The following is a 21,102-nucleotide window of genomic DNA, read 5'->3' on the forward strand; positions in this document are numbered from 1 at the left end:
GTGTGCCGGGCGTGGCCGGCACACGGTTCCCACGCCTTTTCCGCTTGGCTCCCGACCGCCGTCGGCGCTCCGCACGAGCACACGCGTTCCCTCTCGCGCGGAAGCCGTCGGGCGTCACGTGCGACCCTGGTCCACATGAGGGAACTGCTGGTGGTCGACGGGGCCAACGTCGTCGGATCCGTACCGGACGGCTGGTGGCGGGACCGGCGGGGCGCGGCCGAGCGGCTGCGCGACCTCCTGCTGGAACACGCCGAGCGGACCGGTGCCGATGTGGTGCTGGTGGTCGAGGGGGCCGCCCGGGGCGTGGAGTCCGTCCCCGGCGTACGCGTCGAGTCGGCGGCCGGCAGCGGGGACGATCACATCGTGGCCCTGGTGGAGCGGGCTGAGCAGCCCGTGGTCGTGGTCACCGCCGACCGTGCGCTCAGGCGCAGGGTCGGTGAGTTGGGCGCGACCTGCGTGGGGCCGCGGGCGGTGCGCCGGTGAGACTCGGCCGTCGGCCGCAGGCCCTTCGCCGTCGCGTCGGCAAGTGGCGCCACATGCGCACCGGGCGGATCCTCGTGCTGCCGTTCCTGCTCACCACGGCCGTGCTCCTGGGGACCACCCCGTACGCGGCCCCGCCGTACGCCTCCGCCCCGCTCGCCGCAGACGCCCCGTACCGGCTCTGGCACTGGAACATCGCCGGGAACACCCTGCACCGCGGCTCCGTCTCCGACGGGCTCGTCGGCGCCCTGGTCTCCTCGGTCCTCAACCGCGACTCCGACCTGGTCTCACTCAACGAAGTGTGCCGCGGGCAGTACGAGGCGGTTCAGGAGTGGCTCCGCGGGGCCGGCTGGCCGGCCGACCGGGGCAACTTCTCCCGGTTCACCGCCACGCTGAACCCCCGCAAGGGGCTGTGCCGGGGTTCCGAGGCGTACGGGATCGCGCTGTTCAGCAAGTGGCCGCTGGGCCCGGCGGAGACCTACGTCCTGCCGTCCGACGGCACGGCGGAGCGCCGGGCGCTACTGTGCGCGCCGCTCGCCGACCGTCCGGAGGTGACCTTCTGCACCACCCATCTGACGCCCCGCGCCTTCCCGGGAAGGGACGGCTCGCCCAACGACCGCCAGATCGCCGCCGTCCGGGCACGGCTCGACGCCTTCGCCACGGCCGGCCGGTCCTATCTGGTGGCCGGTGACTTCAACGCCCAGCCACACCACACCCGCATGGACCGGATGTACGCGCCGTCCGTCGCCCGCCGCACGGACCACGGCGGGCGGGGTGCGCACCGCGAACTGGACGACGCGGACCGCGGGCACTGCGCCGGGCACGGCGAGCGGACCTTCTCCGTGCCCGCGCCCCGACCCGGGCCGTGCGGCAGCGGCGTCAAGCTCGACTACCTCTTCGTACGCGCCGACCGGATCAGCGGCGCGTACACGGCGGACTCCCTGGCCATACCGGCCTCGTGCCACGGCGTACGCCTCTGCTCCGACCACCGGGCCCTGATCGGTGCGGTGACGCTGCGCCGCGACCGGTGAGGCGGGGCCTCACACGTCCGTTGCCGCGAGCTCCGCGATCGCGGCCGTCGCGCGGGCGCAGTTGTCGCGGTCCTCGAAGGCGAAGAAGGCGCGCGCCCGGTAGTCGTACTCCGGCTCGCGCTTGCACCCGTTGCCGAGGTAGCGGATCACTTCGGTCACCACTTCCTCGACGTTGCCGCACACCGGTCCGAACCCGTCGTACGCCGCCTCGAAGTACCCCTTTCTGGCGTGCTTGGCCCAGTACTCGTCCGGGTCGAACCTGGCGTAGACGAGCGGCGTGCCGAGATAGGCCATGTCGAAGTGGACCGAGGACCAGTCCGTGATGAACAGGTCGCACTGGCGCAGGGCCGTCTGAACACTGACCTTCGTCTGGTCCAGACGCTGCACTCGGGGGTGGTCCGGTACAACCCCGTCGACCATGTTCCGCATCTCGTAGTGCGGAAGGAAGTCGAGCACGTAGTCGTAGTGCTCCAGCGCCTCCATCAGCTTCGGGTGGCGCAGCAGCTGCACCATGAACTCCCGGTAGGCCGACTCCCGGAAGATCTCGTCGACCGCGTCCTGGTCGGCACCGTCCCCCTGGAGATACGAGGGGATCGTCAGGTACTTGCGCCAGGTGGGCATCAGCAGGACACGCCGTCGGCCGCGGTCCGGCTGCAGCGCGTCGAAGCGCGGGAAGCCCAGTGCCTTGGCCTGGTCCCCGTAGTGCATGTGCTCGGAGAAGTACTGGGCCTCCCGGTCACTGGTCGCGAACACCAGGTCCACACCGGTCCGGTTGCGGTGCAGGGCCTTGCTGCCGTCCTCGTCGGTGACCCCGTGCTGGAGGAAGACCCGTCGGGCCCCGACGCGCCAGTTGAGGTGCTTGAGGTACTTCGTGCGGTCCCAGCCGTCGGGAAGCATGTACGAGTCGATGTCGTAGGCGTTGATGAGCAGCGACGCGTGCAGCATCAGCAGTTTGTGCTTCCAGGAGCTGTGCGCCACCACGTTCCCCAGGCGCTTCAGCTTGGCCCGGTCCGCGCTGCCCTTCTCGATGATGTAGTAGGCCTTGCGGCGGCGCTCGTGCTTCCGCAGATACGTGAACAGGTGCAGGCTGTTGTCCTGTGCGGTGTCCTTGCGCTCGCCGATCAGCCAGATCTCCTTGCGGCGGAAGAACCGGAGCGTGGCCCGCCGGATGGCGCGGGCACGCCAGAAGGGCGCCTTGCGCTTCTTCTGCTCCTGGTCCAGGCCCTCGAGGAACTCCTCCCAGGCCTTGTCGCCGTTCCGGCCCTGCGCCTCCCGGACGACCAGGACGGCGTTGTCCTTGCCCTTCGCCAGCGGAAGGACATAGCGGTCCGCGATCTTCATGGGACGGGCGCCGCGCAGCATCGCGGTGGTGATCATGCACGGGCGCGAGACATCACGGCCGGAGGTGCAGAACACCAGCTTCAGCGGGAACTCACCGTCCTTGAGGGCGTGTGCCGGGACGACCGCCTCGAATCCGCCCCAGGCGAGATCGTCACGCGTCGCCAGCAGGTCACTGCGCCACACCTGTCGCGCGGGCACCATCTGACCGCTCTTCTCCACCCACAGCTGCAGGGGATTACGCATGGCGGCGCTCATGGGGAGTCCGTTGAGCACGAACCGGCCGGCCACGACGATCCCGCCGGACTTGGCGTCCGCCTGGATCCGTTCCACGTGCACGCTGGTGGAGGAGACCTTCGTCAGCGGGAGCAACGCGCTCGGCACCGCGACGTCGAGGTAGAGGTCTCCGCCCCGCCCGTACACACCGCTGATCGCCTGCTCCGGGCGCGCGAAGAGCTCGTACCAGTTCATGTACATCGCCAGGAACGGCACCCGGTGGCGGGTGTCGTGGGTGGAGGTCAGGACCGCGTCGGGCGGCACCAGCGTGTAGACCGCGCGGGCCCGCTGGAAGAGCCGGAACAGCTCCTCCTCGGGCAGGACCTGCGGCGCGCGCAGGGCGAAGCCCTGGTAGCTGCGCACCAGGAACCTGTTGAGGACCTCCTGCCGGTGGCCGGAGAGGCGGGAGCGGAGCGTCATCAGGTACTCCTCCAGAAGGAGGTGGTCCCAGTAGTTCTCCGTGCGCTCCCACAGCTTGTCCATCGTGGAGTCCTCGGCGGCGCGCTTGCGGTACCGGTAGACCGTGTTCGGCACCATCGCGATGCGGTCCGCGAGCAGCATGGCGGTGACCGAGAAGAACGCGTCCTCGAAGTGCACGCCCTCACGGAACCGGATGTCGTTCGCGCGGATGAACTCGACGTCGAAGAGTTTGTGGCAGGCGCTTCCGCCGTGGATCATCTCCGGGATGTTCTCGATTCCGGGATGCACCTGGACCTGCTTCCCGAAGTAGCGGAGCCAGGGCCAGTTGGTCTCCTCCGGGAACGTCTCCATCCGTCCGATGGTGAGCGGCACACGCTCTTTGACCGCGGTCCGCCACATGATTTCCAGGGCGTCCTCGGGCAGGACGTCGTCGGAGTCGCAGAACGTGATGTAGCGGGCGCTGACCAGGTCCATTCCCGCGTTCCTGGCTCCGCCCGCCTTTCCCTCAGGATGCACGAACGCCCATACGTTCTGATATTGCGAGGCGAACTCCGCGGCGATCGCGGGCGACTCGTCGCTGCTGCCGTTGTCGACCAGGATCACCTGACAGCGGTCGAACACCGTCTGGCGGGCCAGCGAGTCCAGGCACTCCTGGAGATATCTCTCCACGTTGAAGATGGGGACGACGACGGCGACGTCGTAGAGGGGATCGAACACCTATGACTCCTGTTTTCTGCCGAATACCCCATTTCTGGAGCGGATCGTGATCAGTGCTGGGTGGACTCGATGACGAGTTGGGCGTTCCCGCCGTCGGCGGTGATGCGCGCGAAACCGTGGAATCCGTTGACGGGCGGTTGCTGGGACAGGGCCGGGGAGACGGTGCAGGGGCGCGAGACGTCCCTGCCCCGGGTGCACAGCACCAGACGCACGGGGAAGGAACCGGCCGGGAACTCCCGGGGGTCGACGGTGACGCTGAAGACGGCTCCCTCCTGGCCCGGTTGGCCGTGGTCCTGCCCGTGGTTCACCGCCGGAAGGGTCTTGCCGCTCCGTTCGAACCAGACCTGCAGTTCGAGCTTGGCGAGCAGTTCGTCGGGGATCCCGTTGACCGAGAAGCGGCCGTGGACCACCGCCGTCCCGCCCTCGCCGGCGGAGACCCCCTCGATCCGGGCCGGAACGGACGTGACCTTCGTGAGCGGCAGCCCCCAGGACGTCCCCGGGTAGTCGACGTAGAGGTCCCCCTCCCGGCCGAAGACCGAGCCGAGGACGGAGGCCGGACGGTAGAAGAGGTCGAAGTCCGCGAAGTGCAGCGCGAGATAGGGGAGCCGGTGCCTGGTGTCGTTCGTGCTCCGGGCGAACTGCTCCGAGGTGATTCCCCAGTAGAGCGTGCGACAGCGCTCGAAGAGCTTCCGGCAGTCGGCTTCGCCGAAGATCCGCGGGGCCCTCAGCAGGAAGCCCTGCATGCTGCGGATGAGGAACCGTTCCAGCGTCTCCTGCTGGTACGGCGTGAGTCCCTGACGCATACCCGCGAGGTACTCCAGCATCATCAGCTGATCGGCATAGTTCTGCGGGAGGTCCCAGATGGTGTCCATGACGGAGGAGCCGTCACCGCGCCTGCGGTACTCGTAGACGGGGGCGTCGACCAGTGCGATGCGCTCCGAGAGCAGCAGCGCGGGCAGCGAGACATAGGCGTCCTCGAAGGCGGTGCCGGTACCGAACCGGATGCCCTGGGAGCGCAGCAGGTCGAGGTCGAAGATCTTGTTCCAGCAGGACGCCGAGTGGATCAGGTCGGGGATGTCGACGACGCTGCTCACCGTTTTGACGTTCTTGCCGAAGTACTTGTGCCACGGCGCCTTGACCGGCTTCGGGACATGCTTCTCACGGCCCACGACGATCGTGGCCCTGGTTTTGACGATGGTCTTCAGGAGCACTTCCAGGGACCGCTCGGGCACGACGTCGTCGGCGTCCCAGAAGACGATGTACGGCGTCGAGGCCATGTCCATGCCCATGTTGCGCGCGTCGCCGGCCCGGCCCTGGGGCTGCGAGACCAGGTCGACGTTGGCGTACCGGCCGGCGAATTCGCTCGCGATCGCCACCGACCGGTCACTGCTGCCGTTGTCGACGAGAATCACATGGGCGCGCGCGAAGGCGGTCTGCGCGGCCACCGACTCCAGGAATTCGGCGAAGAAGTTCTGGACATCGCGGAACGGCACGACGACCGTCACGTCACAGTTGGCTTGGGACATGCTTCCTCCTGGCACACCACATCAATGATTCAACTCCCGAACGAGACGATCGATCGCTTCCGACGCCCTCACGTTGTTCTGCTGGTCCCGGTACTCGAAGAAATTCTCCACCCGCCGCAGATACTCGGGCTCCCTCTCACACCCTCCCCGTATGTAGCGGACCACTTCACCCACGACCTCTTCGACGGTTTCCCCGACCGGCCCGAATCCGTCCCGGCGGGCATCGAAATAGCCCTTCTGGTAATGCCCGTCCCAGTACTCCTCGGCATCGAACTGTGCGTACACCAGGGGAGTTCCGAGGTATGCGACGTCGAAGGCGGTGGACGACCAGTCCGTGACGAAGAGATCGCAGCGCCGCATGGCCTCCTGCACACTGATCTCGTTCTGGTCGATGATCCGGACCCGGCCGTGGTCCGGCACGATCTCCCCGACCATCGCGCGCATTTCGTAGTGCGGCAGGAACTGCAGTGTGTAGTCGTACCGGTCCAGGGCGGCCAGCAGCTCCGGGTCGTTCAGGAAACGGACCATGAAATCCCGGTAGCCGGAGGCGAGGAACCGGTCGCGCATGGCCTGTCGCGTCTCGCGTCCGCCGCCGTCACGGCTGTACGAGGCGACGGTCAGATAGGCGCGCCACGTCGGCATGAACAGGATGGTGCGTCCGCCGCGCCCGGGAACCAGCGCGTCGAAGCGGGGGAAGCCGATGACCCCCACCTGCCCCTCGTAGCCGAGTTCCTCCGACAGGAACCGCCCCTCGCGCCGGCTCACCGCGAGGATGAGGTCGACGCCCGTGCGGTTGCGGTGCAGGCCCTTGCTGACGTCCTTGTCCGTCACACCGTGCTGCAGGAAGACCCGGCGGGCACCCACGCGCCAGTTCAGATGCTTGAGGTAGCGGGTCCGGTCCCAGCCGTCGGGCAGCATGTAGGTGTCGATGTCGTAGGCGTTGACCAGCACGGACGCGTGCAACATCAACAGCTTGTGCTTCCAGGAGCTGTGGGTGACGACGTGGCCGAGCCCCGCCAGACGGGCCCGGTCGGGGCTGCCGGCCCGGATGACGTAGTACGCCCCGCGCCGCTTGCCCGCGGTGCGCGCGTGCCGGAACAGGTGCCAGCTGTTGTCCTGCGCGGTGTCGCCCCGCTCACCGAACAGCCAGATGTCCCGGCCGAGGAACAGCGGCTTCAGCGGCTTCGTGAACAGCCGCAGCAGGCGCTGCTTCCAGAACGGCCGACGGCGCAGCACATGCTTGGCGTCCTTGGCGAGGAGACCGCCCGGGACACCGAGGGCGAGCCGGCGTGCCGTGCCGGAGACCATCAGGATCGCCCGGTTCTTCCCTTTCCAGTGCGGCACGACCCGTGTTCCGCCGTGCTCGACCACGCGCGCCCCGCGCAGATAACCCGCGGCGACCAGGCACGGGGTGACCGCCTGGCCCCCCTCGGAGTCGATGACGAACTCGAGGTCGTGGACACCCTTCCGCAAGGCGTCGAAGGGCAGGTCGGCGGTGAAGCCGCCCCATTCCGTGTCGGGCCGGGTGTTCTTCAGGTCCCGCCGGCGGATCTGCGTGGCGGGGACGCTGAGGCGGCTCCCCCGGACACGCAGGCCGAGGTGCCCCGCCAGGGGCCGGACCAGGGGCATGCCGCTGACCTCGAACCGTCCGGAGAGCCGCAGCGTCCCGGTTCCCGGCACCCGGCGAACGTGCTCCAGATGAGCGGTGAAGGGCGTGGCCTGCGCCAACGGGGCCAGCTGGTCCGGCAGTCCACCGATGAGGTACGGGTGACCGTCACGCACGGAGAGCTTGTGCAGCCTGGCCGCCCGGTCCGCGAACAGGCCGAAGTCCCCGGTGAGGAAGGCGAGATAGGCCACCCGATGGCGGGCGTCCGCGGTGGCCCTGACGATCACGTCGGGCGAGACGCCCCAGTAGACCGCGCGACACCGCGCGTAGATGTCCTCCAGCTCCGCCCCTTGGAAGAGGTCAGGTGCCCGGAGCGCGAAGCCCTGGTAGCTCCGTACCAGGAAGAGGTCGAGCACGGCCTTCGAGTTCTCCGGGAGGCCCGCGCCCAGCCGGTGCAGGTACTCCACGAGCTGGAGGTGGTCCCAGTAGTTCTGCCGCCGCGTCCAGATCGCGTCCATGGTCGAGTTCCCCGCGGCGCGCTTGCGGTATCGGTAGACACACGCGTCGACCAGGGCGAGCCGGGTGGCGAGAACGAGCGCGGAGACGCCGACGTAGGCGTCCTCGAAGTGGACGCCTTCAGCGAAGCGGATGCCGTGGGAGCGCAGGTAGGAAAGGTCGAAGAGCTTGTTGCAGGCACTGGCGCTGTGCACCAGTTCAGGCATCTCGACGAGGCTGTCGAACGTCCGGTCGCCCTTTCCGAAGTGCTCCTTCCAGGCCCAGTTGGTCGGCTTGGGGAACGTCTCCATCGCACCCACCACGACCTGGGCCCCCGTGGCCGAGGAGGCGTCCAGCATGCGTTCGAGCGCGGTGGGCGGGAGCACGTCGTCGGAGTCACAGAAGGTGATGCGCGGGCTGGTCGCCCGGTCCATGCCGAGGTTGCGGGCCGCTCCTGCACCGCCGCCGTGGCGCACCAGCACCGTGGTGTTGGCGTGCCGACGGGCGAACTCCGCGCAGAGCCGGTAGGAGCCGTCCGTACTGCCGTTGTCGACGAGCACGATCTCGCAGCGCTCGAACACCGTCTGTGCCTCGATGGAGTCCAGGCACTCCTGGAGGTACTGCTCCACGTTGTAGACCGGCACGACCAGCGTGACGTCATAGGAATTCATGTGCGCCGGAACTCACTCGCAGGCTCGAGGGCATTCTCGTATTCCGCGATTTCATAAGGACTGGGCACCGGGAAATACGCCTCAAGGAAACGTTTCAGCATGTCCCGCTGCGCTTCCGGGTCAGCCGACTCCACCGTGTCGTTGAGGCAGAAGGTGTCCATGTTCCGGTTGGCGAGGAGCGTGTTCAGGCGCCGCTCGGCCAGATCGGCCGAGAGGTCGATGTACCGGTACTGGATGTCCCCCACCGTGGCCCGGGCGGAGTGGTATGCGAAATAGTGGTGCAGCGACGAGGCGATCGGCACGTCCCCAGGGGAACGGAAACGTGAATGCTGGGTGGTGGCGTGCTGCTCCGCGAAGGTCTCCTCGATTTCCTGAAGCACACTCCTGCGGAGCGCGTGCGGCGTGTGCTTCATCTTCTGGGATATGGCGGTACCGAATTTCTGCGCGATGAGCCAACGGCTGTTCTTGCCCGCGGCGTTGACCGGAAGGTCCGTCGAGGAGACGGCGCCGCCCGGTATCAGCGCGGGTGAGGTGAAGAACTTGGTTATGCCGTTCGGATGGAAGAAATGCCCGGGCGTCACCGGCCGGCCGAAGAACACGTCGTCGTTCAGGTAGAGGAAGCACTCCGAGAGTCCCGGAATATGGTGCAGTTGACTCTCGATGGCGTGCGAGTTGAACGTCGGCAGGGCGGAGGCGTCGGAGAAGATCTCCCGGTGGTCCACCACCCGGAGGTTCGCGTGCTGCGCCTGGAGCCAGGACGGGGCCTGGCCCGCCGTCACGAGATAGATGTTGCGCACCCAGGGGGCGTTCTGGTGGAGCGACCGCAGCGAGTACCGCAGTTCGTCACGACTGGTGTACCGCGAGTCGTTCGCCGCCTGCTCGTGCAGTCCGTCCGCGGAGAACCCCCGGCGCACACGGTCGCGCGACGCCCGCCAGACCGGGTCGGAGTCGTCGACCCAGGTGTAGACGGCATCGATGGGGAACTGGTGGTCCTCGGGGAGCGGCACGGCAAACTCGGCCAGGGTCCTCGCGTCCCCCGTGTGGTAGGCGGGAGGAATGGGGCTGAAGAGGCTCTGCGGCGCCGACTTGCGCGGGGCCCTCACCGGAACCGCGTCGATGACCCGGTTGGGGCGCGGAGCCCGCAGCTCCCCGTCCCGCTCCGTCCACATCTCCAGGTCGCATCCGGTGGCCGCGCCGAAGACCAGCTGCTGGGTGGGGTCGCACACGTACCACGCGACGCGCAGCACCTTGTTCTTGCGCAGCTGCCGCCACGACCTCTCGTCGTCGCCGGGCTCCATCCGCGCCTCGTTGCCGCCGGCGGGTCCCACATAGCCCGGGGCCTGCTCGAAGGCCAGCTGGAGCAGTTCCTCGACCAGCGGGCGGGACGCGGCGGGGACGGCGACGGCGGGCAGCCCGCTGTTCGTGCCCCGCACGCAGAAGTAGTCGACGCCCGCCGCCTCCAGAACGGAGACCACGATGTTCAGGTTGCGGGCGCGGGCGGCCCAGTCCGTCGCCCCCTCGACCAACAGCGCACGCATGTGACGGCGGCCGACGCGGACGACCCGCCGGCTGTAGGCGGTGCTGTGCCGGGGCGCCTTTCGCTTGCCCCCCATCGCCCAGACCACCGCGGCGGAGCGCACGGAGTCGGCGGCGGTGAGGGAGGACTTCACGACCTTGCGGACCGGGGTCGGCACCCCGCGGACGATGCGCTGCCTCGCGCCGGTCGGAACCGCAGACCGGTACGCCGAGATCAGCGCTCCGGCTTCAGGGTTGTCCGAGCCACCCACGAGGCATCCACCATCCATACCCAGCAGCTCTGCCCTCCAAGGATGTCGCACACCCCGCTGTGTGGGCCTTGGCGTGGAAGAAGCTCGCGTTACCAGACACAGGGCTCATCGCCCCGATTCAACTGCGATCACCGCATAACGGTGAACCATCAAACTTTCACATAATGGTTTCCTAAAAGTCCAGGTCAAGACAGCCTGTGGACAACTTGTGATGCGTGACAATCATCACCGATGAGCCGTACAACCATTTGCAGGTCTGGATTTCCAGCATGATCTGGTGTACTGACGCGCCGTAAGTTGGCAGGTCTCGTCGGCCTGGGACGGCGGGAGCCGGCTCAGTCGCCCGGCAGGCGGTCCCAGTCGGACAGGGTGAGGCCGGGCTCCGGCCGCTGCCGGTTCACCAGGACGGCGCCGTCCGCGGTGACCGTCGCCATGACGACCCGGCCCCGCCCGTCCAGTGCCAGCGCCGGAGTGCCGATACAGGTCACCCCCGTGTCGGACCACCACAGTCCACCGGACTCCGCGCCGGTGCCGCAGACGCCGATCACGGCTGTTCCCGTACGCCCCTGGTGGGCCAGGACCGTGCAGTCGTAGCCGTCGACGGAGGCACGGAGCGTGGCGTGGGGTCCCTCGCCCGGGGCCCCGCCGACGGGGAAGGCCCACTCGCCGGGCCGCTGCGCGTAGACGCCCGTCCCACTCTGCTCGGACCAGTACGCGGTGAACACACCGGGGGCGGTCTCGAGGAGCGCGGCAGAGCCGGGTACCGGAGCGGGCGAGAGGTCCTGTGCCCGGCGCAGGTCGGCTCCGGGCTCCGTCTGCACCCAGCGCATGACCGACCGGTTCCCCGGCACGAGGAGTTCGACCAGTCCGGCGGAGTTCGCCGCGGCGGCCGGCCCGCCCTCGACCGCGCCGCCGCGCAGGTCCTTCCAGGCCTCCCACGCCCCGCTCTTGGATTCGCGCCGCAGCATGACCCCGCCGGGGCCGCCGGAGACGAAGACGTGGACCGTGCCCTGTCCGTCGACGGCGGCGGCCGGCACGCCGAGTGTCGCGGCGTCCCTCGGGTCGCGGTACGGGTTGCCCAGGGAACGCCAGTCCCCCAGCGTTCGGCCCGACTGGTACTGCACGGCGTACAGCAGGTCGACCTTCGGCGTGTCCCCGCCCGTCCGCTTCTCCCTGCGCCCGAGGAAGTGCGCGTAGCGATTGGCCCCTTGGGCGACGGCGAGCCCGGTCAGCCCCTCAGCGGGGAAGAAGTCCGGCCCGCTCCAGCGCCCGCTGCCGACCGCGGTCTCCGTCCAGCGGTGCACACCGCCTTCGACGAGCGCGTACACGGCGAGGCGGTCGTCGTTCCCACGCAGCAGCCACGATCCCGTGGCCACCGCCTGCGCACCTCTGCCGCGCATGTGTGCCGTCCCTTCCCGCGCCGGGCCCCGGTATCCACGGATGACCCCGGAATTCGCCACATCATAAGCACGTCCGAACAAGCGTCCCGTTGCCCCGTCGGCGCCGCACGAGCCTCGGGTCGCGGCCGCCGGAACGGATCCGGGAGCGGCCGGAAGCACCGGGGACGGGACGGCCGGCCGTACTCGCCAGGGCACACAACCGGGCACATCACTCAAAAGAGTTTTCGAGCACCTGTCTATAGTTCAATGCCAACCAAGCGTCAGCCGAGCAGCACCGACCCGGCCCCTCACGGGAGCGGCCTGCTGCCCTTGCCCTCTGGGCACGAGTTGCGAGGACCCCGCCGTGAGTCACGACCTGAGCACGCCTGTGCCGCCTGCCGACCGCACCCCGCCCGACAAGCGGGGCAACCGCAGAGCTCAGAAGAAGAAGCGACGTACCGGCCGGATCGTACTCTTCTCCCTGCTCGCCCTCGTCCTCGTCCTCGGCGGCACCGCCTATTGGCTCTACTCGTCCCTGGACTCCAAGCTCAAGGACAATGCCGTCGACCTCGACAAGGCCCTCGGCGACGACTCCTCCCGCCCCGCGAAGAAGGCCGCGGCGGGCGACGCCCTGAACCTGCTGGTGCTCGGCTCCGACTCGCGGGCCGGCGACAACGGCGACCTGGCCGGTGGGAACGTGAGCGGGCAGCGGTCGGACACCACGTTGCTGGTACACATAGCCAAGGGCCACACCGAGGCGGTCGCGGTGAGCATCCCGCGCGACACCCTGGTGACCCGGCCCGAGTGCACCACGGAGAGCGGCAAGGTGCTGCCGGAGGCGAAGCGTGTGATGTTCAACGCGGTCTACGCCCTCGGCGGGCCGGCCTGCACGGCGAGGACCGTCGAGTCGATGAGCGACGTCCGCATCGACCACCTGGTGGAGCTCGACTTCTCCGGCTTCAAGCAGATCGTGGACGAGGTGGGCGGCGTCACCGTGACGCTGGACAAGCCGATCGACAACGATCAGCTGCAGCTGGGGACGGGCACACACCGCCTGGACGGTGACCAGTCCCTGCAGTTCGTCCGCACCCGGCACGGTTACGGCGACGGCAGCGACCTGGGCCGCATCGAACTCCAGCAGAAGTTCCTCAAGGCGCTGATCAGCGAGGTGCAGAAGCAGGACCTGCTGACCAGCCCCACCAAGGCCTACTCCATCGCCCGGTCCGCGACCGGCGCGCTCACCACCGACAAGGAACTCGCGTCGCTGACCGCCCTCGCCGACTTCGCCCAGAGCGTCAAGGGCATCGACGCCGAGGGCATGCAGACGATCATGCTGCCGGTCACGTACGACAAGGTCGACCCGAACCGGGTGGTCGCCGTCGAGTCGAAGGCGGAGAAGCTGTGGACGGCGATCCGCGACGACGCCGAGATCCCGGCGGAACTGCTCAAGGACGCCAAGAAGACGGGCTGACCCCTGAGGAGCAACAGGCCCCGCATGCCGCATCGAAACGGGACATACGGGGCCTGTTCGGCAGGCTGACCGGTCACCTTTCCCGGCTACGGACCTCCTCGCTGCGGCCCTGGGCCGGGCGTCGACACCGCGAACGTCGTCGGGGCGGTGCCCCGCTGAGACCGGCGATGCCCGGTGCCTTACGTGTCGGCGTTCAGGTCCAGCCGCTGGTGGATCAGGCGGGCGAAGTGGGCCAGGGTGCGTCCGGTGGCCAGGTCGGCCGGGCCGAGGCGGATGTCGAACAGGTCCCTCGCCTGGACCAGGAACTGCATGCCCAGCAGCGAGTCCAGTCCGAAGTCGGTGACGTTGCGCGTGGGGTCCAGGTCGGCCGGGTCGGTCTGCAGGACGCCCGCGAGGAGCCGGGCGATCGTCCCGGTGATCCTGTGCACCGCCTCGTCCGCCGGGAGGTCCGCCAGTGTGCTCAGGAGTTCGTTGCGGGCGTCCGGGGAGGCCGTGGAGGAGGACGGGGCCAGCGGGGCGAACCGGGGGGTGGCCAGGGCGGGCAGCAGATGGCGTGCGGCTCCCCAGCGGTAGCGGCCCGCTCCGGCGACGTCGGTGCCGGCGGCCAGGAGGCGGTCGGCGGTGGCGAGGACCTCGGCGGGGGTGAGCAGTTCGAGGCCGCGTCCGGTCATGGCGGGGCCCATGCCGCTGCGGGCGACGTAGCCGGTCTCGCCGATCGGACCCCAGGCCAGTGCCGTACCCGGCCGGCCGGCGCCGCGCCGGGCCCGGGTGAGGGCTTCCAGGTAGGCGTTGGCCGCCGCGTAGGCGGCCTGGCCCGGGTTGCCGATGCCGGCGGAGACGGAGGAGTAGGTGAGGAACAGGTCCAGGTCGCGGTCGGCGGTGAGGCGGTCCAGGAGGGCCGCGCCGCCCGCCTTGGGCGCCAGTACGGCGGCGAACCGGTCGTCGGTGAGGTCGGCCAGCACCGCGTCGTCCATGTGCGTCGCCGCGTGGACGACGCCGCGCAGGGGGTGCCCGGTGGCGTCGACGGCGTCGAGGACCCGGCGCAGCGCGGTTTCGTCGGTGACGTCGGCGGCGTGAGCGGTGGCGTGCACGCCCCGGTCGGTGAGTTCCCGGAGAAGGGCGGGCGCGTCGGGGGCGTCGGGTCCGCCGCGGGAGAGCAGGGCCAGGTGCCGGGCCCCGCGGTCGGCCAGCAGGCGGGCGGTGGCGGCGCCGAGTCCGCTCAGTCCGCCGGTGATCAGATAGGTGCCCTCGCCGTCGAGGCGGAGGGTGCCGGGTGCAGGTTCCACGGGGACGGGTTCGTCGAGGGGGCCGAAGGTGACGACGACCTTGCCGGTGTGCCGGGAGTGCTGCAGGAGGTGGAAGGCCTCCTCGACGCGCGCGGCGGGGTAGGTCGTGTGGGGCAGGGGGCGGTAGGTGCCGGAGGTGGCCTCCGCCTCGAAGTCCGTGAGCAGCAGGGCGCCGAGTTCCGGGTCGTCGATGACGGCGTCGAGGTTGAAGCCGATGAAGGTGAGGCTGCGGTCGAAGGGGCGCAGTGTGACGGGATTGTTGAGGAAGATGTCCTTCTTGCCGAGTTCGATGAAACGGCCGTTGGGCCGTAGGAGGCCGAGGCCCTGGGCGATGGCCTCGCCGCTGAGGGAGTTCACCACGACGTCCACGCCCCGGCCGCCGGTCAGTTCCCGTACGCGGGGGACGAAGTCCAGGCTGCGTGAGTCGAGTACGTGCTCGGCGCCGAGGGTGCGCAGCAGGTCCCGTTTGGTCTCGGTGCCGGCGGTCGCGATGACGCGGGCGCCCTGACGGCGGGCGCACTGCAGGACGGCCAGGCCCACCGCCCCGGCTCCGCCGTGGACGAGCACGGTCTCCCCGGGACCCAGACGGGCCTGGTTGACGAGGGTCTGGTGGACGGTCAGGAAGGCGACGGGGAAGGTCGCCGCCTCCGTGAAGCCCAGCCCGTCGGGGATGCGGACGACGGCGGAGGCGGAGGTCGTCGCGTGGGAGGCGAGGGCGGCGGGCACGAGGCCGCAGACCCGGTCGCCGGGCTTCAGGTCCCGTACGCCCTCCCCCACGGCGCGTACGACGCCGGCGCCGTCGGTGCCCAGGCCGCGGCCGATCGGGCTGTTCTCCACCGCCTCGGGCGGCAGCAGGCCGTTGGCCCTCATGGGGTCGCGGTAGTTGAGGGCCACGGCCCGCATCTCGAGGGCCACCTCGCCCGGCCCGGGTACGGGGAGGTCCGTCTGCCGCCAGATCAGCCGTCGGCGCAGGCCGGGGTCGCGGGCTTCCAGGATGTACGGCGTGCCGGCGGGGACGCCGGGGGGTTCGTCCGCCGGGTGCTGGACCTGCCGGGGGACGAACCGTCCCCCGGCGGTCAGGACGATCTCGTCCTCCCGGGCGCCCGGGTCGTCGTCGCCGGGGGCGAGGAGCTCGCCGGCCAGGCGGCGGGCGTCGGTGCCGGTGTCACCGGTGCGGTGGCACGAGAGGCGCCGCAGGGACAGGTCGGGGCGCTCGTTGGCGAGGGTGCGGCAGGCCGCCCAGACGGCCGCGTCGTCCGGGTGGGAGGGCTGCTCCGGGGCCGGGAAGAGGCCGGTCGGGCGGGTGACGAGCCATACGCGGGGTCCGACGGTGCCCTTCAGGCCGTCGCAGGCGGTGGCCAGGGAGCGCAGGAGGGCCGCCCGGCGGGTGGTCCGTGCGACGGTGTCGTGCGGGCCCGGCTCGGCGAGCAGCAGGACGACACGCGGGCCGGAGTCCGTGGGCAGGGCCTCGATCCAGGCGGCGGCCCGGTCGGGCGCGACGACGACGGTGGCCTTTCCGAGGAGGGCGGCCAGTGTCCGCGCGGTCGCCGTCTCGGTGTCGTCCTCGACGGCGATCACCCAGGCGGCACCGGGGACCACTGACGGTGGCTCGGTGTCCGGTCCGTGGCGGTGGTCCGGTCCGTGGTCCCGGTCGCGGCCCGGTGCGTGGCCGTGGTCATGGCCCGGTCCGTGGTCCCGGTCGTGGTCCGGTCCGTGGTCCCGGTCGCGGCCCGGTGCGTGGTCGCGGTCGTGGTCCGGTCCATGGTCCCGGTCGCGGCCCGGTGCGTGGCCTCGGTCATGGCCCGGTCCATGGTCCCGGTCGCGGCCCGGTGCGTGGCCGCGGTCATGGCCCGGACCGCCGCCGTCGTCGTCCGCCGCCGCGAGGAGGACGGAACGGTCCTCGGGCCCGGTCTGTGCCACACCGGAGAAGCCGCACCGTCGCAGCAGCGGTGCCCACCGGTCGCGGGGGAGGATGCGGGACGCCGGGCGCAGGGTGTGGTCGCCGCGCTCCCAGAAGTCGTCCAGCGTGCCGGAGAGCAGGGCCTGGAGCCGGGCGTGGTGCGGTTCGGTGGCCAGCAGGTGTCCGCCGGGGGCCAGCACCGCGTGCAGCCGGCGCAGGGTCGCGGCCAGGTCGGTGGTGGCGTGCAGGGCGTCGCCCGCGAGGACGAGGTCGAAACCGGACCGGGGCAGGCCCTGACCGATCAGGTCGGCGTCCGGGTCCAGGGTGCGGTGGTCGACGAAGTCGTAGGCGGCGAAGCGGTGTTCGGCGCGGGTGAGACCGTTGCCGGTGGGGGTGGTGCAGGTGTAGCGGGTCCGGTCGGCGGGCAGCACGGGCAGTGCCGCGGCGGTCAGGGCGGTGGTGGTCGCTCCGATCTCCAGGACGCGCAGCGAACGGTCGGCGGGCCAGCGGTCGACGATGTCGCCGAGCAGCGCCTGCACGGCGCGGTGGGCGAAGCGGTGGGCCGGGCCGGTCTCGTGGAGTTGCTCGTGCGCGCTGTCCCCGGCCGGCAGGAGTTCGCGTGCGTCGACGTGTCCCCGTACCACGTCGGGCAGCCGGCGCAGTTGCCGGTTGAGGAGCAGCGTCTCGGCGCCGAACGGGGGGTGGTCCTCCACCAGGCCGCGCAGCAGCGCCTCGGCGTGGCTCTCCGCGCCGGTCAGCTGCCAGGTCTGTCCGGTCGTCCGGGCGAGGCCGTGCTCGGCCAGCAGGGGCAGCATCAGCCTCACCGCCCGCCGGTGCCGGGGTTGCAGGCCCCCGGCCACCAGGTCGCCCATGGAGAACGGGGCCGCGGGGTCGGCGAGGAGGCCGTGCAGCGTCTCGGCCCAGCAGTGGGCGCCGGCCTGTTCGGCGGCGGCGGTGAACCGGTGGTGGCCGCTGTCGTCCAGGGCGGCGCGGGCGGCGGCGATACGCGGTTCGGCCGCGCGCGCGACCTCGGCGGGCGCGGGAAGCGGGGAGGGCGGAGCGGGGGTCCCCGGGTGGGGGGCGGCCCGGAGCACGGTGCGCTGGACGGTCAGCGGGGTGCGCTCGGTCAGGTGGCCCCGGCGGGTGCGGCAGCCGTCGATCTCGGCGGTGACCGTGCCGTCGGCGTCGGCGTAGGTGATGTCCCAGCACATCTCGTTGGCGCTGCGGCTGCGCCGGCGCAGGTGTACGACGCCGGCGGGCGCGGGGGTCCGCCACACGCGTACGGATCCGAACACGGTCGGCAGGAACGCGGCGGATTCCGTCTCCGCCCCGGCGAGGGCCACGGTGGCCTGCAGCGGCGCGTCGATCAGGACCGGGTGGGCGGTGTAGGCGTCGGCGGTGTGCGCCAGCCGGTAGGTGACCAGCACCTCTTCGTCGCCGACCTCGACACGGTCGATGAGCTGGAAGTCCGGCCCGCAGTTCAGCCCGATGCCGTGGCACGTCCGGTAGAAGTCGGGGCCGTCGACGCTCCGGTCGCAGCGGGCCCGGAGCGCGGTGAGGTCGAGCGGGTCCGGTGCCGTGCCGAGCAGGGTGCGGACCTGGGCGCGTACGACGGGCAGGCACTCGCCTCCGTGTTCCTCGCGGACGCTGATGGTCACGGCGCCGTCGTCGGGGGTGACCGCGGTCTGCAGGGCGACCGGTGTGGGGTCCGGCCACGGCACGGAGAGCGGGCGGCCGATCTCCAGGTGCCGTACCTCGACCGGGCGGTCCAGGGCCCGGCGGCCGGCGCTCAGGGCCATCTCCACGTAGGCGGCGGCCGGCATGAGGACGTCGTCCCCGATCCTGTGGTCGCCCAGCCAGGGCACCAGTTGCGGTTCGACGGTGCCGTGCCACACGGGGTGCGGGGCGGGCATCCGCTCTCCCACCAGCGGATGGTCCAGCAGACCGCTGCCGCTGGTGCCCGCGACCCGGTCCTGCGCGGTGCCGTGCCAGTACCTCTCGTGCTGCCAGGCGTAGGCGGGCAGGTCGACCACCCGGCCCGGCCGGGGGAAGTGGTGCCGCCAGTCGGTGCCGGTGTCGGCGGCGAGCACGGCGGCGACGGCCGCCGCGGTCTCGCGGGGGCCGTCGCCGTCGCGGTGCAGGGTGGCGACGCAGGTGGCACCGGTGCGGCGCAGGTAGGGGCGTAGCACCGGGTGCGGGCCGATCTCCGCCAGGGTGCCCGCGTGTCCGGCGGCGAGCAGGCCGGCGGCCTCGGCGAACCGGACGGGCTCGCGGACGTTGCGCCACCAGTATGCGGCGTCGAGTTCCGGCCCGTTCAGCTCGGTGCCGGTGACGGTGGAGACGAACGGGATGCGGGCGGGGGCAGGTTCGAGTCCGTCGAGGGCGTCGAGCAGCGGTTCCCGGATGGGGTCCATGGCCCGGCTGTGGAAGGCGTAGTCCAGGTCCAGTTCGCGGAAGAAGACGCCGCGGCCGGTCAGTTCGGCTCCCCAGGCGGCGAGTGCGTCGGCGTCCCCGGCGACGGTCACGTCGCTCTCGCTGTTGATGCCCGCGATCTCCAACGCGCCGTCGTGGCGGAGGAGTTCCTCATGTGCCCGCGCCTCGGGCAGGCCGACGGCGGCCATGCGGCCCCGGCCGGCCGTGGCGCCCTGGGTGCGGCTGCGTACGGCGATCACCAACGCCGCCTGTTCGAGGGTGAGGGCCCCGGCGGCGTGGGCGGCGGCGACCTCTCCGACGCTGTGTCCGGCCACGGCCCGCGGGCGCACGCCGTGCGAGGCGAGCAGCCCGGTCAGGCCGACCTGGACGGCGAACAGGGCCGGCTGGGCCACCTCCGTGCGCTGCCACTTCCGGGGGGAGGGGTGGGCCAGTTCCTTGGCCACCGACCAGCCGAGGTGGGGTGCCAGGGCCGCGTCGGCCTCCTCGACGGCCCGGCGGAAGGCCGGTTCGCTCTCCAGCAGGTCGGCGGCCATGCCCGGCCACTGGGAGGCGTTGCCGGAGAACACGAACGCGGTCCCGTCCCGCTCGCCCGTGCGCACGACGGCCCCGCGGGCGGGTTCCGCGGCCGTCAGCCGGTCCAGCTGCCGGGCGGCGTCCTGCGGGTCGGTGGCCAGTACGGCGGCGCGGTGCGGGTGCGCGGTGCGCCGTACGGTGCTGGTGTGGGCCAGGTCGTAGAACTCGCCGGGCTCCGTGTCCCGCAGCCGCTCCGCCATGCGGGCGGTCATCTGCTTCAGTGCCTTGGGGGAGCGCGCGGAGACGACCAGCGGCAGCGGGCGCCCGTCCGGCACCGGGTGCGGCTCGGGCCGGCGGGCGGCGGGGGGCGGCGGGGTGACGACGGCGTGGGCGTTGGCCCCGCCGAAGCCGAAGGCGCTCACTCCCACGGCGGCCCGCTCCCCCACCTCCAGCGGGACGGGTTCGACGGCGGGGGCCAGTCCCAGGCCGTCGAAGTCGATCCGGGGGTTGAGGGGGAGGGCGTGCAGGGACGCCGGCACCAGTCGGTGGCGCAGCACCAGGATCGCCTTGAGCAGGCCGGCCATCCCGGAGGCGGGCTCCAGGTGGCCGAGGTTCGACTTCACCGAACCGATCGGCAGCGGGCCGCCGCGCCGGCTTCGGCCCAGTGCCCGGCCGATGGCCTCGGCCTCCGCCGGGTCCCCGATCTGGGTGCCGGTGCCGTGGGCCTCGACGTAGACCAGGTCGTCGGCGTCGATCCCGGCCTCCGCGTAGACCGTGTGCAGCAGCGCCTCCTGCGTCTCGGCGCTGGGGACGATCATGCCGGTGCTGCGGCCGTCGGTGTTGTTGCCGGTGGCGGCCAGTACGGCGTGTACGCGGTCGCCGTCCGCCACCGCGTCCGTGAGGCGCTTGAGGACGAGCACCGCGCCGCCCTCCGCGCGGACGAAGCCGTCGGCGTCGGCGGAGAACGCCGCGCAGTGCCCGCGCCGCGACAGCATGCCCGCGTAGGAGAATCCGGCGAAGGAGTAGGGGTTCGACAGCACGTTGACACCGCCTGCCAGGGCGACGCGGCCGGTGCCCTCGCGCAGGGTGCGGCAGGCCCGGTCCAGGGCGACCAGGGCGGAGGAGCAGGCCGTGTCGACGGCCATGCTCGGCCCGCGCAGGTCGAAGGCGTACGACATCCGGTTCGCCGTGATGGACAGGGTGGCGCCGGGCATGGTGTGCGGGCTCGTGTGGTCCTGCATCATCGACAGGTTCACGCCGTAGCCGGGGTCCGAGACGCCCACGTACACGCAGGTGTCCGATCCGGCCAGCGATTCGGCGGGGACGGCGGCGTCGTCCAGTGCCTCGGCGGTCATCTCCAGCAGCAGCCGCTGCTGGGGATCGATGTGCCGGGCCTCCGCGGGGGACATGCCGAAGTAGGCGGCGTCGAACGAGGCGACGTCGTCGAGGAAGCCGCCGGCGGCGGTGTAGCTGCGGCCGGGGCGTACGGTCCCCGGGTCGACCGTACGGTCGCGGGGCAGCCGGTCGGCGGGCATCTCGCCGACCATGTCCCGTCCGTCGCGCAGCACGGACCACAGGCCGTCCAGGTCGGTGATGCCTCCGGGGAGCCGGCAACCCACGCCCACCACCGCCACGGCCCGTTCAAGCTGCTGCATCGCCAAGTCCCCGCCCCTTCACGCCGTTTACTGGCCCTCGTGCGGATTGAAGCGGACCGGAGGGGACAACGAGCGGGAAAATCCATCCCATATCACTCGTTGGGGTGGACATCATTAC

At 71.1% G+C, this 21,102-nt stretch carries 9 protein-coding genes; 3 read left to right on the forward strand and 6 right to left on the reverse strand.

What is annotated here, in order from left to right:
* Positions 1 to 135 precede the first annotated feature (135 nt).
* Together ACFV5H_RS07510 and ACFV5H_RS07515 are read left to right on the forward strand one after the other, a co-directional pair.
* A complete protein-coding gene (locus ACFV5H_RS07510) occupies positions 136 to 483 on the forward strand; it encodes an NTP pyrophosphohydrolase (RefSeq protein ID WP_385193322.1) in 348 nt (115 codons plus the stop codon).
* A gap of 53 nt (positions 484 to 536) precedes the next feature.
* The gene (locus tag ACFV5H_RS07515; protein ID WP_385193325.1) at positions 537 to 1,511 is read left to right on the forward strand and encodes an endonuclease/exonuclease/phosphatase family protein; all 975 of its coding nucleotides are present in this window, start codon (positions 537 to 539) and stop codon (positions 1,509 to 1,511) included.
* A gap of 9 nt (positions 1,512 to 1,520) precedes the next feature.
* Here ACFV5H_RS07515 and ACFV5H_RS07520 read toward each other — a convergent pair whose 3' ends face one another.
* From ACFV5H_RS07520 to ACFV5H_RS07540, 5 genes are all read right to left on the reverse strand, one after another.
* Positions 1,521 to 4,262: a CDP-glycerol glycerophosphotransferase family protein gene (locus tag ACFV5H_RS07520; RefSeq protein WP_385193328.1), complete on the reverse strand. Its 2,742-nt coding sequence runs from the start codon at positions 4,260 to 4,262 to the stop codon at positions 1,521 to 1,523.
* A gap of 50 nt (positions 4,263 to 4,312) precedes the next feature.
* Complete coding sequence (locus ACFV5H_RS07525) at positions 4,313 to 5,788, reverse strand: glycosyltransferase family 2 protein (protein ID WP_385193331.1); 1,476 nt, start codon at positions 5,786 to 5,788, stop codon at positions 4,313 to 4,315.
* A gap of 21 nt (positions 5,789 to 5,809) precedes the next feature.
* A complete protein-coding gene (locus tag ACFV5H_RS07530) occupies positions 5,810 to 8,560 on the reverse strand; it encodes a glycosyltransferase (protein WP_385193334.1) in 2,751 nt (916 codons plus the stop codon).
* The gene (locus tag ACFV5H_RS07535; RefSeq protein ID WP_385193337.1) at positions 8,557 to 10,365 is read right to left on the reverse strand and encodes a stealth family protein; all 1,809 of its coding nucleotides are present in this window, start codon (positions 10,363 to 10,365) and stop codon (positions 8,557 to 8,559) included. The genes ACFV5H_RS07530 and ACFV5H_RS07535 overlap by 4 nt, the downstream gene beginning before the upstream one ends.
* A gap of 317 nt (positions 10,366 to 10,682) precedes the next feature.
* Complete coding sequence (locus ACFV5H_RS07540; protein WP_385193340.1) at positions 10,683 to 11,747, reverse strand: hypothetical protein; 1,065 nt, start codon at positions 11,745 to 11,747, stop codon at positions 10,683 to 10,685.
* Positions 11,748 to 12,090: 343 nt separating this feature from the next.
* Here ACFV5H_RS07540 and ACFV5H_RS07545 point away from each other — a divergent pair, with 343 nt between their 5' ends.
* Complete coding sequence (locus ACFV5H_RS07545; RefSeq protein ID WP_385193343.1) at positions 12,091 to 13,197, forward strand: LCP family protein; 1,107 nt, start codon at positions 12,091 to 12,093, stop codon at positions 13,195 to 13,197.
* Positions 13,198 to 13,376: 179 nt separating this feature from the next.
* On the opposite strand, the gene ACFV5H_RS07550 is transcribed toward ACFV5H_RS07545, so the two are convergent.
* Entirely contained in the window at positions 13,377 to 20,984 is a 7,608-nt protein-coding gene (locus tag ACFV5H_RS07550) for an SDR family NAD(P)-dependent oxidoreductase (RefSeq protein WP_385193347.1), read from the reverse strand.
* Positions 20,985 to 21,102: the final 118 nt, after the last annotated feature.

This window comes from Streptomyces sp. NPDC059787, assembly GCF_042732315.1.
Classification (GTDB): Bacteria; Actinomycetota; Actinomycetes; order Streptomycetales; family Streptomycetaceae; genus Streptomyces; species Streptomyces atrovirens.

Excerpts from the sequence above, each read along its gene's own strand:
- ACFV5H_RS07510 (WP_385193322.1), top strand. The coding sequence starts at position 136 with ATGAGGGAACTGCTGGTGGTCGACGGGGCCAACGTCGTCGGATCCGTA.
- ACFV5H_RS07515 (WP_385193325.1), top strand. The coding sequence starts at position 537 with ATGCGCACCGGGCGGATCCTCGTGCTGCCGTTCCTGCTCACCACGGCC.
- ACFV5H_RS07525 (WP_385193331.1), bottom strand. The coding sequence starts at position 5,788 with ATGTCCCAAGCCAACTGTGACGTGACGGTCGTCGTGCCGTTCCGCGAT.
- ACFV5H_RS07530 (WP_385193334.1), bottom strand. The coding sequence starts at position 8,560 with ATGAATTCCTATGACGTCACGCTGGTCGTGCCGGTCTACAACGTGGAG.
- ACFV5H_RS07535 (WP_385193337.1), bottom strand. The coding sequence starts at position 10,365 with ATGGATGGTGGATGCCTCGTGGGTGGCTCGGACAACCCTGAAGCCGGA.
- ACFV5H_RS07540 (WP_385193340.1), bottom strand. The coding sequence starts at position 11,747 with ATGCGCGGCAGAGGTGCGCAGGCGGTGGCCACGGGATCGTGGCTGCTG.
- ACFV5H_RS07550 (WP_385193347.1), bottom strand. The coding sequence starts at position 20,984 with ATGCAGCAGCTTGAACGGGCCGTGGCGGTGGTGGGCGTGGGTTGCCGG.